16 protein-coding genes are annotated in these 12,765 nt (G+C 50.6%); all 16 read right to left on the bottom strand.

Features of this window, described 5'->3' with window-relative positions; all coding sequences use genetic code 11:
• Positions 1-10: 10 nt before the first annotated feature.
• The 16 genes from rpsQ to rpoC all read right to left on the bottom strand — a co-directional run bounded on the left by rpsQ (position 11) and on the right by rpoC (position 12,763).
• Positions 11-286: a 30S ribosomal protein S17 gene (rpsQ, locus tag WCI03_04415; GenBank protein ID MEI8139092.1), complete on the bottom strand. Its 276-nt coding sequence runs from the start codon at positions 284-286 to the stop codon at positions 11-13.
• Between the two features lie 5 nt (positions 287-291).
• A complete protein-coding gene (gene rpmC / locus WCI03_04410) occupies positions 292-489 on the bottom strand; it encodes a 50S ribosomal protein L29 (protein ID MEI8139091.1) in 198 nt (65 codons plus the stop codon).
• A gap of 32 nt (positions 490-521) precedes the next feature.
• Positions 522-935 (bottom strand): 50S ribosomal protein L16, encoded by a 414-nt coding sequence (gene rplP, locus WCI03_04405; GenBank protein MEI8139090.1) that lies wholly within the window; start codon positions 933-935, stop codon positions 522-524.
• Positions 919-1,587, bottom strand: coding sequence for a 30S ribosomal protein S3 (gene rpsC / locus WCI03_04400; GenBank protein MEI8139089.1), 669 nt, complete (start codon positions 1,585-1,587; stop codon positions 919-921). Before rpsC ends, rplP begins: the two co-directional genes overlap by 17 nt.
• A 36-nt stretch (positions 1,588-1,623) precedes the next feature.
• Positions 1,624-1,959: a 50S ribosomal protein L22 gene (gene rplV / locus WCI03_04395; GenBank protein MEI8139088.1), complete on the bottom strand. Its 336-nt coding sequence runs from the start codon at positions 1,957-1,959 to the stop codon at positions 1,624-1,626.
• 10 nt (positions 1,960-1,969) lie between these two features.
• Complete coding sequence (locus WCI03_04390) at positions 1,970-2,476, bottom strand: hypothetical protein (protein ID MEI8139087.1); 507 nt, start codon at positions 2,474-2,476, stop codon at positions 1,970-1,972.
• Between the two features lie 4 nt (positions 2,477-2,480).
• Positions 2,481-2,762: a 30S ribosomal protein S19 gene (gene rpsS / locus WCI03_04385; protein ID MEI8139086.1), complete on the bottom strand. Its 282-nt coding sequence runs from the start codon at positions 2,760-2,762 to the stop codon at positions 2,481-2,483.
• A 3-nt stretch (positions 2,763-2,765) separates the two neighbouring features.
• Positions 2,766-3,590: a 50S ribosomal protein L2 gene (rplB, locus tag WCI03_04380; GenBank protein MEI8139085.1), complete on the bottom strand. Its 825-nt coding sequence runs from the start codon at positions 3,588-3,590 to the stop codon at positions 2,766-2,768.
• Between the two features lie 12 nt (positions 3,591-3,602).
• Entirely contained in the window at positions 3,603-3,884 is a 282-nt protein-coding gene (gene rplW / locus WCI03_04375; GenBank protein MEI8139084.1) for a 50S ribosomal protein L23, read from the bottom strand.
• Entirely contained in the window at positions 3,881-4,522 is a 642-nt protein-coding gene (gene rplD / locus WCI03_04370; protein ID MEI8139083.1) for a 50S ribosomal protein L4, read from the bottom strand. The genes rplW and rplD overlap by 4 nt, the downstream gene beginning before the upstream one ends.
• On the bottom strand, positions 4,519-5,166 hold the full coding sequence (rplC, locus tag WCI03_04365; protein MEI8139082.1) for a 50S ribosomal protein L3: 648 nt from the start codon (positions 5,164-5,166) through the stop codon (positions 4,519-4,521). Before rplC ends, rplD begins: the two co-directional genes overlap by 4 nt.
• A 10-nt stretch (positions 5,167-5,176) precedes the next feature.
• A complete protein-coding gene (gene rpsJ / locus WCI03_04360) occupies positions 5,177-5,485 on the bottom strand; it encodes a 30S ribosomal protein S10 (protein ID MEI8139081.1) in 309 nt (102 codons plus the stop codon).
• A 7-nt stretch (positions 5,486-5,492) separates the two neighbouring features.
• Complete coding sequence (fusA, locus tag WCI03_04355) at positions 5,493-7,628, bottom strand: elongation factor G (GenBank protein ID MEI8139080.1); 2,136 nt, start codon at positions 7,626-7,628, stop codon at positions 5,493-5,495.
• Between the two features lie 67 nt (positions 7,629-7,695).
• The gene (gene rpsG, locus WCI03_04350; GenBank protein MEI8139079.1) at positions 7,696-8,169 is read right to left on the bottom strand and encodes a 30S ribosomal protein S7; all 474 of its coding nucleotides are present in this window, start codon (positions 8,167-8,169) and stop codon (positions 7,696-7,698) included.
• Positions 8,170-8,183: 14 nt separating this feature from the next.
• On the bottom strand, positions 8,184-8,561 hold the full coding sequence (gene rpsL, locus WCI03_04345) for a 30S ribosomal protein S12 (protein ID MEI8139078.1): 378 nt from the start codon (positions 8,559-8,561) through the stop codon (positions 8,184-8,186).
• A gap of 68 nt (positions 8,562-8,629) precedes the next feature.
• A complete protein-coding gene (gene rpoC / locus WCI03_04340; protein ID MEI8139077.1) occupies positions 8,630-12,763 on the bottom strand; it encodes a DNA-directed RNA polymerase subunit beta' in 4,134 nt (1,377 codons plus the stop codon).
• Between the last annotated feature and the right edge of the window lie 2 nt (positions 12,764-12,765).

Genomic DNA, 12,765 nt, shown 5'->3' with positions numbered 1-12,765 from the left:
GTTCACCCAGTTACTGGCGTTTAGCTGTTTCAACAATTTCGACGAGACGCCACCGCTTAAGCTTACTCAACGGCCGCGTCTCAACGATCCGCACCTTATCGCCAACTTTAGCTGCGTTCTCTTCGTCATGCGCATGATACTTCTTAGCCTGCGTCATCTCTTTCCCATACAGGGGATGACGAGTCGTCCGCTCCACACGCACCACAATGGTCTTTTGCATCGCCGAACTGACAACAATTCCAGTGCGTTGTTTGCGAAGCGCTCGATTGGTTTCCATGTCTACCATAATCATCAACCTTGCTGGCGACGCCGTTCACTCATTACCGTCTGCGCCCGGGCAATATCCCGACGTAAGCTTGTAATACGTGACGGCTGCTCGATCTGGCTCGCCGATTTACGAATCTTCAACGTGCGCAATTCTTTCTCCATATCAGAGCATTGCTGCACGAGTTCTTCTTTGTTATTTTCTCTCAGTTTAGCGGCCTTCATATCGTCCGCACCCCTGTCCTATTTGGCCCGTATTAGTGGTGCCGTTTAACAAACATTGTCCGAATCGGCAACTTCGCCGCCGCCAGACGCAACGATTCCTTAGCCAATTGCTCTGAAACACCGTCCACTTCAAACATCATTGTTCCAGGCAAAATGACAGCAACCCAGAATTCCGGATCGCCTTTCCCCTTGCCCTGCCGGGTTTCAAGAGGCTTTTTACTCACAGGCTTGTCTGGGAAAATGCGCAACCACACTTTACCACGTCGCTTCATATTGCGATTCATGGCGACGCGGCACGCCTCAATCTGGTTGGCTTTAACCCAAGCCCGATCAAGTGCTTTCAACCCATACTCACCAAATGCGAGAGAATTTCCTGACTGAGCGTTTCCCTTACGAGATCCACGTTGCACCATACGGTGCTTAACGCGTTTAGGCATAAGCGGCATTAGAACGTCCCCTCACTGCCTTCTCCGGCTCGTCTTTTTCTTTGCAAATCCATGTTTTCACGCCAATCTTACCAGCGGTAGTCTGCGCCTCGGCAAACCCGTAATCAATATTTGCACGCAAGGTATGCAGGGGAATCGTTCCCTCTTTATACCATTCAACGCGCGAAAGTTCAGCGCCACCCAGACGGCCAGACACTTTGATACGGATGCCTTTAACACCCAACTCCATCGCCATTTTGATGGCGCGCTTCATAGCTCGCCGGAATGAAACGCGACGCTCCATTTGAAGCGCCACACTCTCGGCGACTAACTGGGCATTGGTGTCAGGACTCCGGATCTCGCGGATCTCAAGATAGATTTCCTTGCCGGTCAACTTCGCGATTTCTTCGCGAATACGATCAAGATCCTGCCCCTTACGGCCAATAACAATGCCAGGTCTGGCGGTACAAATAGTTACCCGAACGCGATTTGCATAGCGCTCGATAATGATCTCGGCAACCGCCGCTGCATCAAGACGTTTCTTTACGAGATCACGGATCGTCAGATCCTCATTCAGCAGGGTGCCAAATGTGCGCTTGTCCGCAAACCAGCGCGACTTCCAGGCCTTGCTGACCGCAATCCTTAATCCAATCGGATTGATTTTCTGTCCCAAAACGATGCTCCTTTCACGTCATCCGGTATTTACCGGTCACTTTCCATCCGACAACACGATCGTAATATGGCTAGTCCGTTTCCGAATTCGGCTCACCATGCCGCGCGATCTCGCCCAAAAGCGTTTCATCGCAGGCCCTTCACCAATCGTGGCCTCTTTAACCCGCAGATCGTCAGCCAATAGCTTGGCATTGTTTTCAGCATTTGCTACAGCCGAACGAATGGTCTTTTCCAACTGCTTCGCCGCCTTACGCTCACTGAATTCAACCTTTTTAATCGCTTCAGCCACAGGCATACCTTGGATCGCCCGAGCCATATCACGCGCTTTCCGCGGTGACAACCGAACATATTTGGTTATTGCTTTAACTTCCATTAACTCGCTCCTAGTTCTTCGATCCGGCTGCCAAAACTGCCCGATCCTGAACTTTGGGTAACTTCCGGCTCATGTTTTGAATCACCGCACCAGCGATGGCCCAACGCGAATCCACAACTCGAACCGTCGTCACGGAATGATCCCCATTTATCACATCAAACATCAACCCAGGCTTTACCCCGTCTCGATGCCCTCCGTTGAGGATTACCATGCCCAACTCTTTGTTAACATCCAAAATCAGATAGTTCTTTTCCCTCAACGTCGCAGATCCGCCCGGCAACACACCGGTCGCATCCTCCGCCTCACAAGCTCGGGTTTCAAGCCTCGCTTTTAAATAATCAATCTCAATCTTTGCAGCAACCAATGCTTCACTCAGATTCCGTACCTGGCTTTTGATACCCTCATTCAGTTCAGCTTTTCCGGCATCTTCTGACGAAGCCGGTGAATTAACCACAATCCATATAAAAAAGCCAACACTAAAGGAGCCAAGCCGCCATTTAAGGCTGAGCGTTCTCATTCAGTTACTTCGCCACAGTTTTATCCGTATGCGTTCCGTGTTTCCGGAAAATTCGTGTGGGCGCAAATTCACCCAACCGATGACCGACCATATACTCCGTAATATAGACCGGCATATGCAATTTCCCGTTATGAACAGCCAGCGTGTGCCCGACGAATTCGGGCGCAATCATGGAGCGGCGCGACCACGTCTTGACAACGCGCTTCTCGCCTGCACGGTTCATCTTCTCCACACGCTCCAGCAGCTTTTCATCAACAAACGGCCCTTTTTTAAGTGAACGGCCCATGGTTTACTTTCTCCGACTAAGAATAAATTTTTTCGACGCCTTACGTTTCGCCCGAGTCTTCTTGCCCTTCGTGAGCTGACCCCACGGCGTCACTGGGTGACCACCGCCAGACGTACGACCTTCACCACCACCCATCGGGTGATCCACCGGGTTCATCGCCACACCACGAACGGTCGGACGAATCCCCTTCCAGCGCTTGCGCCCAGCCTTGCCAAGCTTAACGCCATTATGATCAATATTACCCACCTGCCCAATTGTCGCCATGCAATTGACATTAATCAGCCGGATTTCACCGGACGGCAGCTTCACGCTGGCATATCCACCCTCACGGGCCATCAACTGAGCCGTCTGGCCTGCACTCCGCACTAATTGCGCCCCGCCTCCGACAGTAAGTTCGATATTATGTATCGACAGGCCAAGCGGAATCTTCGAGAGCGGCATCATGTTGCCCGTCACAGGTTCCACATCTGGACCCGCCATGACAATCGCGCCAACTTCCAGTCCCAAGGGAGCCAGGATATAACGCTTTTCGCCATCGCGGTAGGCCAACAAAGCTATATTGGCAGAACGATTCGGATCATATTCAATCGCCTGAACCTTAGCCGTGATCCCAATCTTGTTCCGTTTGAAATCAATAATTCTGAATTTCCGCTTATGTCCACCACCGCGGTGCCGGATAGTTACCCGGCCGGCAGAATTACGTCCCGCCTGAGATTTTTGAGCCCGAGTCAACGAACGTTCGGGCTTACTCTTTGTAATTTCGTCAAACGTGGAGAGCTTGGTATTACGCAAGCTCGGCGTCGTAGGTTTATAACTTTTAAGCGCCATGTCGTGTGCTTCCTATTCCAAATCGATCTTATCGCCATCCTTCAAGGTTACTACGGCACGCTTCCAATCGGCTTTTTTGCCATAATGAAGCGTCCGCTCCCGGCGTTTCTTGCCATCATAGTTCATGGTGTTGACCTTGACCACTTTGACCTTAAAAAAGTCCTCTACAGCCATTTTAATTTCCAGCTTATTGGCTGCCGGATCCACTTTAAAAAGATACTTATTCTGAGCGGCTAGCAATGTCCCCTTTTCGGTGATATGCAGGCCTCGCACCGCTGAAAGCGCATTTTTCATGATTTCCTCCCTGCTTCACCCTCAAGCCGCGAACGCACCCCATCCATACCGGCACGCGTTAACACCGTTACAGGATAACGAATCAACTGAAACGTACTAACATCTTTTGCGGTGGTAACTTCAACATTGGTTATATTGCGAAGGGCGCACAACAAATTTTTGTCAAGCGTGTCAACCACCACCAGTGCACCCTTATTCAATCCAAGCGCCTTAAGCAGTGCAGCCGCAGTTTTCGTTTTGGGCTCTGCAAATGAAAGCTGATCCAATACCCGAATACGATCCTCGCGCACCAGGTCACTGAAGGCTCGACGGAAGGCCAACTGCGCCACTTTGTGTGGAACTTTTTTGGCATAACTTCGCGGATGCGGACCGTGGGCCACACCACCACCGCGCCACACGGGCGACTGACGGTAACCCGCACGGGCACGCCCTGTCCCCTTCTGCTTCCACGGCTTCTTGTTACTCCCGGCTACAGCCCCTTTTCCTAAAGTGTCAGCCGTACCGGCGCGTATGCCAGCCTGATAGGCGATGACTACATCATGAACGGCCTGCTGCCCTTTGGTCGTCAACAGTTCATCTGGAAATTCAACTTTTGTCGACGAGGATCCCTTCATATCATAGACTGAAAGCTTGCTCATTTCACCTGCCCTGCCTTCGTCTTCTTCAAGGCTATTCGTACTTCAACCATCGCCCCAACCGGCCCGGGAATCGCCCCTTTCACAAGGATCAAATTCTCTCCGGCACGGAGCTGAACAACTTTTAAGTTTTGCGTTGTTACCCGCACATTGCCCATATGGCCAGGCATGCGCTTACCCTTATGAACACGGCCGGGATATGAACGACAACCAATGGACCCAACGCGACGCTTAGAATGACCACCATGGGTCATCGGACCGCCAGCCATCCCATGCCGACGCACAACGCCCTGAAAGCCACGGCCTTTTGTCGTTCCAATGACATCGACAAACAAGGCGCCTTCCAAAATTGAAGCCGTGATGGTATCACCCACCTTGGTTTCATCACTGGAAGTCACGGGAAACTCGCGTAAGAAACGCTTAGGCGTAACCTTTGCAGCCGTAAACTGTCCGTTATGGGGTTTATTCGCACGCGATGCTTTCACATCATCATACCCAAGCTTGAGCGCATCATAGCCGTCGCAGCCCTTTGTCTTTCGCTGAACGACCACACATGGGCCCACCTCAATTACTGTAACGGGAGTTTGCTGACCTTCGTCACCAAAAACTCTCGTCATTCCAATTTTTTTTCCGAGTATCCCTTGCATGGCTACCTGCTTAAATCTTGATCGTTATATCTACGCCGGCCGGCATGTTGAGCTTCTTCAGCTCATCCACCGTTCTTGCCGTCGGCTCCACAATGTCCAACAACCGTTTATGCGTGCGAACTTCAAATTGTTCCATCGATTTTTTATCGACATGAACACTTCGGTTGACACTATAACTTTCAATGCGCGTGGGCATGGGAATCGGTCCAACGACCCGGGCTCCCGTCCTTTTTGCCGTCTCTACAATATCAGACACTGACTGATCCAGTACCCGATAGTCGTAGGCTTTCAAACGTATGCGTATTCGTTGCTTTTCCATCATTCACTCACCGTTCCAGAAGTTGCTTTTGTATCGCCTCCGGCACCACATCAAAACAGGCCGGCTCCATAGTGTAACTCGCACGCCCCCGGGTTAATGACCGGATAGCAGTAGAGTAACCAAAAAGTTCCGCCAACGGAACCCGCGCATGGATTACCTGCACAGTTTCTTTCCCAACCATATTCTGAACATGGCCGCGCCTGGCGCTCACATCGTTCAGCACATCACCCAGATGCTCTGCTGGAAGTATAATCTCCAGAGACATGATGGGCTCAAGAATTGCTGGTTTTGCGCCCTTAACCGCATCCCGCAATGCCATAACTCCCGCAGTCCTGAATGCCATCTCCGTGGATTCCTGATCGCGAAAATCTCCGCCCACCACTCGCACCTTTACATCCACCAACGAATAGTTGGCAAGGACGCCTGTTGTCAACCCATCACGAATTCCTTCTTCAACACTGGCCCGGAAGGCTGAAGGAATGCGATTCTGAGGAACCTCAAATTTCACCTCGACGCCCGAACCCCGTTCCGCAGGTTCGACATCAAGAACTACTTCTCCAAATTGCCGCTGGCCCCCGATCTCACGATCAAACTGACATGTCCCATGTCCCCTGGCGGTTATGGTTTCCCGATATGAAACCATTGGACGACCGGCATTCGCCTGGACTTTAAATTCACGAAACATACGGTCTTTCAAAATTTCAAGATGCAACTCACCCATTCCACTCAACAGGGTTTGACCGGAATCCGCATCTTTCGAAACTACACAAGTAGGATCTTCGGCTGAAAGCGCGCTTAAAGCTTCAATTAATTTATCCCGGTCGGCCTGGGACTTTGGCTCAATAGCCATTGATATAACCGGCTCCGGGAAACGAATACGCTCAAGCTCAACAGGCATGTTCTCAGCACAAAGTGTATCCCCTGTCGTCACCGTCTTCAGTCCGATAATCGCACCAATTTCACCAGCATGAATGACATCCACATCCTTACGGTCATCGGCATGCAAGAAAACCAGCTTCATCACCCGCTCACGTTTCTTCGTCCGAGGGTTAAAAACATTCTGGCCCTGCTTGATCTGCCCCGAATAGACGCGAACAAAAGCCATCCGCCCCATATAGGGATCACTCATTAATTTAAAAACTAATGCACTTTGAGGTGCCGAATCATCGGCCTCACGCGTCACCAATTCCTTGGTTTTGGGATGCTCCCCCTGAATCGGCGGGACATCCAGCGGCGAAGGGAGAAACTCGACAACCGCATCAAGTAAATTCTGAACCCCTTTATTGCGCAGCGATGAACCACATAAAACCGGCGTAATTTTCTGAGCCAGGGTGGCACGACGCAACCCCGCCTTGAGAATCTCAGAAGACACATCCGGACACTCAAGATAGGCCTCAAGCACCTGCTCGTCATGCTCGGCCAACACTTCAATCATGTTAGCCCGCGCACGCTCGGCATCAACGGCTATTTCGCTGGGAATGGGTAGATATTTCAGAGTGGATCCGAAGGTGGTCTCATCAAAAGAGATCGCCTGCATCGTGACCAGATCAACAATGCCCGCAAAATTCTCCTCACTGCCCCAGGGAATTTGAATCGGTACCGGCAATGCCCCAAGCCGCGTTCGAATCTGTTCAACTACGGCGCCAAAATTAGCCCCGACCCGATCCATTTTATTGACAAAAGCAATCCGGGGTACATGATACCGATCCGCCTGGTGCCAAACCGTTTCAGACTGCGGCTGAACGCCACCTACACCACAGAATACAACAACAGCACCATCAAGCACCCTCAACGATCGCTCAACTTCAACGGTAAAGTCCACATGCCCCGGGGTGTCTATGAGATTAATCTGATGATCTCGCCAAAAACACATGGTCGCCGCGCTGGTTATGGTGATGCCACGTTCTTTTTCCTGCGGCATCCAGTCCATAACCGCAGTTCCGTCATGCACCTCTCCCATACGATGCACACGTCCTGCATAAAACAGAATACGTTCGCTGGTCGTAGTCTTGCCTGCGTCAATGTGGGCAATGACTCCGATATTGCGAACAGCAGATAACGGCTTGAGGCGATCCGCAGCTTCACGCTGACGGGACTCCCCTGCCGCTCCACTTTGTTTATTCTGTTCCAATACAGTTTCCATTTTCGTCTACTAAACAAAACAAGTCCCGCCGCTCGAGAGGCCGACGGGATTTATCAATTTTTAACCACTACCATCGATAATGAGCAAAAGCTTTATTCGCTTGCGCCATCTTATGCGTTTCATCGCGTTTCTTGATCGCATTTCCCTGTTCGGCATATGCATCCAAAATCTCTTGCGCTAAAGCCCGACGCATCGGAACACCTTTTCGCGTCTTGGCATACTGCATAATCCAACGCATGGCCAAAGCCCCTTGGCGATCAGGCGAAACCTCAACCGGCACCTGATACGTCGCCCCACCCACCCGGCGCGACTTGACTTCGACTTTCGGACTCACATTGCTAATTGCCCTTAAAATGATCTCAAGTGGATCGCCATCAGGATGTTTCTCCTGAATGACTTTCAAGGCATCGTATACAATATTAACCGAAACCGATTTTTTCCCCACCTTCATCAGGTGGTTGACGAGCCGGCCAACCAGCTCGCTGTTAAATTTCGGATCCGGGTCAACCGTCCGCCGTACTGCTCTTCGTCTTCGTCCCATGATCTTGCGCCATCCTACGCTTGTTTCGGTGTTTTGACGCCATATTTGGAACGGCCCCTGTGCCGTCCATCAACGCCTAATGTGTCCAAAGTCCCACGAACAATGTGGTAGCGAACACCAGGCAAGTCCTTTACACGCCCGCCACGCACAAGCACAACACTATGCTCCTGCAAATTGTGCCCTTCGCCAGGGATGTAAGCCGTCACTTCCTCGCCGTTTGTCAGACGAACACGCGCTACTTTACGTAACGCCGAATTCGGCTTCTTAGGCGTCTGCGTCTTAACTGAGAGACATACCCCTCTACGCTGAGGACAATTCTTCAGCGCAGGTGATTTGCTTTTATATCGGACCTGTTTACGTCCGTATTTTACAAGTTGATTAATCGTTGGCATAAATTTTTGTTATCCCTTCAAACGCAAAGCGTATAAAGATGCCCTAAGCATCGCCTTCTTGTCAAGCGTTATCCAAGAAGCTCCTTGGCTTTCTTTAACTCTTCACTCTCCTGGCGCAGATCCTCTTCAGGAATTGGCTCCGCCAAGGGCACTAATTTTATATTCCTGAACATAGGGAAGCCTGTCCCGCCAGGTATCAAATGCCCCATGATCACGTTCTCTTTAAATCCGTACAAGGTATCAACACGTCCCAAGGTAGCCGCTTCCGTAAGGACACGCGTAGTGTCTTGGAACGAGGCCGCCGAAATGAAACTTTCAGTTTCCAAGGCTGCCTTCGTAATCCCCAGAAGAGCGGGAGAAGCCTCTGCCGCACGCTTTCCTTCTGCCGACGCTTTCGCATTGACTTCCTGAAAAGCCTGTTTTTCAACTTGCTCACCCCAGAGGAAATCGGTGTCACCGGCATCCGTAATCCGGACCTTGCGCAACATCTGCCTGACGATGATTTCAATATGCTTGTCATTGATCTCAACACCCTGCAGCCGATACACCTCCTGCACCTGATTAACAAGATATTCCTGAAGCTCTTGCGGTCCGCAAATTTCCAGAATTTCCTGAGGCACAATCGGCCCTTCTGTTAATTGCTGGCCCTTTTGCACATAGTCACCTTTATAGACAACAATATGTTTTCCCATCGGGATCAGATGCTGTTCTTCATCATTGGTGACGGAATCGCGAATAAGCAGACATCGCCGTCCGCGTTGATTCGCTCCAAAATCAACAATTCCGTCAATCTTCGCAATTTCAGCAGCATCCTTGGGACGTCGAGCCTCAAAAAGTTCCGCCACACGAGGAAGACCACCGGTGATGTCCTTGGTCTTAGACTCCTTACGAGGCGTCTTGGCAAGCACTTCACCCGCGGTGACTTTTTTGCCGTCCTTGATCATGACGTGGGCGCCGGCAGGAATATTATAGATAGAGGCAGGCTCATTATGGCCATGAGTTACAACGATCTGCGGATGCAAATCCTCTTTATGCTCAAGGACAACGGTTCCCATCAGCCCGGTCGACTGATCTACATCTTTCTTAACGGTCACATTTTCAATGAATCCCTGGAAATGCACCGAGCCCGCCTTCTCGGCCAGAATCGGCACACTATACGGATCCCACTCAATGAAACTTTGCGTTTTCTTGACGCGTCCGCCATCTGCCACCGAGATGAGCGCACCGATCGCAATCGAATGTCGTTCCACTTCTCGACCGGTATCATCAAATACGCATACTGAACCGTTTTTGTTCAATACTACAAAGCTTCCCTGTTCATTCACAACGGTACGCATATTGATGTACTGAATGGTACCATCATGCTTCGAGATGACATGGGGCTGCTTGAACACGGCGCTGGCGGTACCACCAATATGGAAGGTACGCATGGTCAACTGTGTACCGGGCTCACCGATCGACTGAGCGGCAATAATACCAACAGCCGTACCGATTTCGACAGGATTGCCATTTGACAAATCCCGCCCATAGCACTTCGCACAGATACCACGTTTTGATTCACAGGTCAGTACACTCCGGATCCTGACCTTCTCGATATCAGCGTTCATGATAACGTCGGCGACCACTTCATCAATCAGTCCACCTGCCGGAACAATCACTTCGCGCGTCACCGGATTGACAATATCATTGAGCGCAGTACGCCCTTTCAAACGGTCCGCCAGTGACACCATGTTTTCATCGCCTTCACCGATCGCCTTGACTTCGATACCATTAAGGGTATTGCAATCCTGCTCAATAATTCTCACATCTTGAGCCACATCAACCAACTTACGGGTCAGATATCCTGCATCAGCAGTTTTAAGCGCGGTATCAGCCAATCCCTTACGCGCTCCGTGAGTACTGATGAAATACTCCAGAACGCTCAAGCCTTCCCGGAAATTCGAAACAATCGGGCGCTCAATAATTTCACCAGACGGCTTGGCCATCAAACCCCGCATACCGGCCAACTGCCGAATCTGCTGGCGGCTACCACGAGCCTTGGAATCAACCATCATAAAGATCGGATTAGCCTCATCGCTATCGCCATTCTCTTCAATGGCGCGATACATGGCCGTAGACGTTTCGTCAGTGGCCTGCGTCCAGATATCCACGATCTTATTGTAACGCTCACCATCGGTAATGATACCGCGCCGGTATTGACTTTCCACTTCAGCCACCGACTTGTGCGCTCTGGCAATAATCTCTTCCTTTTCAATTGGGATGATCATATCGGACAGACCAATTGAAATTCCAGCCAGGGTTGCGTGCTCAAACCCGATATTTTTGAGACTATCGAGAACCCGCACGGTTTCAGTGTTCCCGCTTGCACGGTAACAATGCCAAATCAATTTACCCAGGAACGACTTATCGCAACACCGATTTACAAACCCAAGGGTACTCGGTAGAATTTCATTAAAGAAGACGCGACCCACCGTCGTCACAAGCATCTTAGAATTAACATCTCCGAACACCGTCTTACGTTGAAAATCTGGATTTTTAAATCGTATCCGATGGTGAATCTTCAACGCACCATCATCATACGCAAGACGAACCTCACTGGCTTCGGAAAAAATCGGAAGGCGTTCCTGCTCAATGGCCTTACCTTCTTTTTTACGACGGGCTTCCTTAATGCGATCTTTTTGCGCTGAAGACGTAAGATAATAAATCCCCAAGGCAATGTCCTGTGTGGGCGTCATCACCGGTCTTCCGCTTGAAGGCGAGAACACATTGTGCGGTGAAAGCATCAACAGACGGGACTCGATCTGAGCCTCAATGGAAAGAGGCACATGCACCGCCATCTGATCGCCATCGAAGTCAGCGTTATAAGCCGTACACACGAGAGGATGAACCTGAATAGCCTCCCCTTCAACCAAAGTGGGCTCAAACGATTGAATGCTGAGACGATGCAGGGTAGGAGCACGGTTTAACATAACCGTCTTGTCCCGCGTAATCTCTTCCAATATCGCCCAAACCTCATCGGACTGCTTGTCGATCAACTTCTTGGCTGAGCGAACGGTATGAGCAACTCCCATCTCTTTCAAGCGACGGATAATAAACGGCTCGAACAAAACGAGGGCCATCTTTTTCGGCAATCCGCACTGATGAAGCTTGAGCTCAGGGCCAACCACAATCACAGAACGCCCGGAATAATCCACGCGTTTCCCAAGAAGGTTCTGACGGAAACGGCCACCTTTACCCTTGAGCATATCACTCAAAGACTTCAGCGGGCGATTGCCTGCTCCGGTGACGGCGCGACCATGACGGCCATTATCAATAACCGCGTCCACAGCTTCCTGTAACATGCGTTTTTCATTACGAATAATGACGTCAGGTGTTTTCAGCTGAAGCAAATTCTTAAGCCGGTTGTTGCGATTGATGACTCGCCGATACAGATCATTTAAATCCGATGTGGCAAACCGCCCGCCCTCAAGCGGAACCAAGGGCCTCAAATCCGGCGGGATCACAGGCATCACTTCAAAAATCATCCATTCAGGACGGGCATTACTTGTCAAGAACCCCTCGAGAACCTTCATTCTCTTGGAAATCTTCTTCCTGATTTGCTTGCTGCGCGTCGTTTCCATTTGCGCATCAAGTTCAACCATAGCCTTTTCAAGATCCAATTTCTTCATCAGATCACGGACAGCTTCAGCGCCGATTTTGGCAACGAAAGCATCACTGTACTTATCCTGAGCTTCCCGATATTCCATCTCACTCAGAAGCTGCTTTTCTTGAAGCGGCGTATCCCCTGGTTCAATGACAACATAATCTTCATAATAGAGAATGCGCTCGAGCGACCGGGCCGTCATATCAAGAACCAAACCGAGCCGGCTGGGAGTACATTTGAAAAACCAAATATGAGATACAGGCACTGCAAGATCAATATGCCCCATGCGTTCCCGGCGGACCCGTGACTGGGTTATTTCCACCCCGCAACGATCGCAGATTACCCCTTTGTGCTTAATGCGCTTGTACTTACCGCAACTGCATTCCCAGTCACGAGTAGGTCCGAATATTCGCTCACAGAACAAACCACCCTTTTCCGGCTTATAAGTACGGTAATTAATGGTCTCCGGGTTCTTAACTTCCCCATGGCTCCACGCCCGGATTGTTTCCGGAGATGCCAATGAGATATTTACGGAATCAAACCCCTCCATAAGGGGCATCC

This window comes from bacterium (assembly GCA_037143175.1).
Classification (GTDB): domain Bacteria; phylum Verrucomicrobiota; class Kiritimatiellia; order CAIKKV01; family CAITUY01; genus JAABPW01.
The sequence above is the reverse complement of the archived record's forward strand: the minus strand, read 5'-3'. Positions and strand labels throughout refer to the sequence as shown.

Coding starts and splice junctions, on each gene's coding strand:
- rpsQ (MEI8139092.1), bottom strand. CDS start 286: ATGGTAGACATGGAAACCAATCGAGCGCTTCGCAAACAACGCACTGGA.
- rplD (MEI8139083.1), bottom strand. CDS start 4,522: ATGAGCAAGCTTTCAGTCTATGATATGAAGGGATCCTCGTCGACAAAA.
- WCI03_04390 (MEI8139087.1), bottom strand. CDS start 2,476: ATGAGAACGCTCAGCCTTAAATGGCGGCTTGGCTCCTTTAGTGTTGGC.
- rplW (MEI8139084.1), bottom strand. CDS start 3,884: ATGAAAAATGCGCTTTCAGCGGTGCGAGGCCTGCATATCACCGAAAAG.
- rpsJ (MEI8139081.1), bottom strand. CDS start 5,485: ATGGAAAAGCAACGAATACGCATACGTTTGAAAGCCTACGACTATCGG.
- rpsG (MEI8139079.1), bottom strand. CDS start 8,169: ATGGGACGAAGACGAAGAGCAGTACGGCGGACGGTTGACCCGGATCCG.
- rpoC (MEI8139077.1), bottom strand. CDS start 12,763: ATGCCCCTTATGGAGGGGTTTGATTCCGTAAATATCTCATTGGCATCT.
- rplP (MEI8139090.1), bottom strand. CDS start 935: ATGCCGCTTATGCCTAAACGCGTTAAGCACCGTATGGTGCAACGTGGA.
- rplC (MEI8139082.1), bottom strand. CDS start 5,166: ATGCAAGGGATACTCGGAAAAAAAATTGGAATGACGAGAGTTTTTGGT.
- rplB (MEI8139085.1), bottom strand. CDS start 3,590: ATGGCGCTTAAAAGTTATAAACCTACGACGCCGAGCTTGCGTAATACC.
- rpmC (MEI8139091.1), bottom strand. CDS start 489: ATGAAGGCCGCTAAACTGAGAGAAAATAACAAAGAAGAACTCGTGCAG.
- fusA (MEI8139080.1), bottom strand. CDS start 7,628: ATGGAAACTGTATTGGAACAGAATAAACAAAGTGGAGCGGCAGGGGAG.
- rplV (MEI8139088.1), bottom strand. CDS start 1,959: ATGGAAGTTAAAGCAATAACCAAATATGTTCGGTTGTCACCGCGGAAA.
- rpsS (MEI8139086.1), bottom strand. CDS start 2,762: ATGGGCCGTTCACTTAAAAAAGGGCCGTTTGTTGATGAAAAGCTGCTG.
- rpsL (MEI8139078.1), bottom strand. CDS start 8,561: ATGCCAACGATTAATCAACTTGTAAAATACGGACGTAAACAGGTCCGA.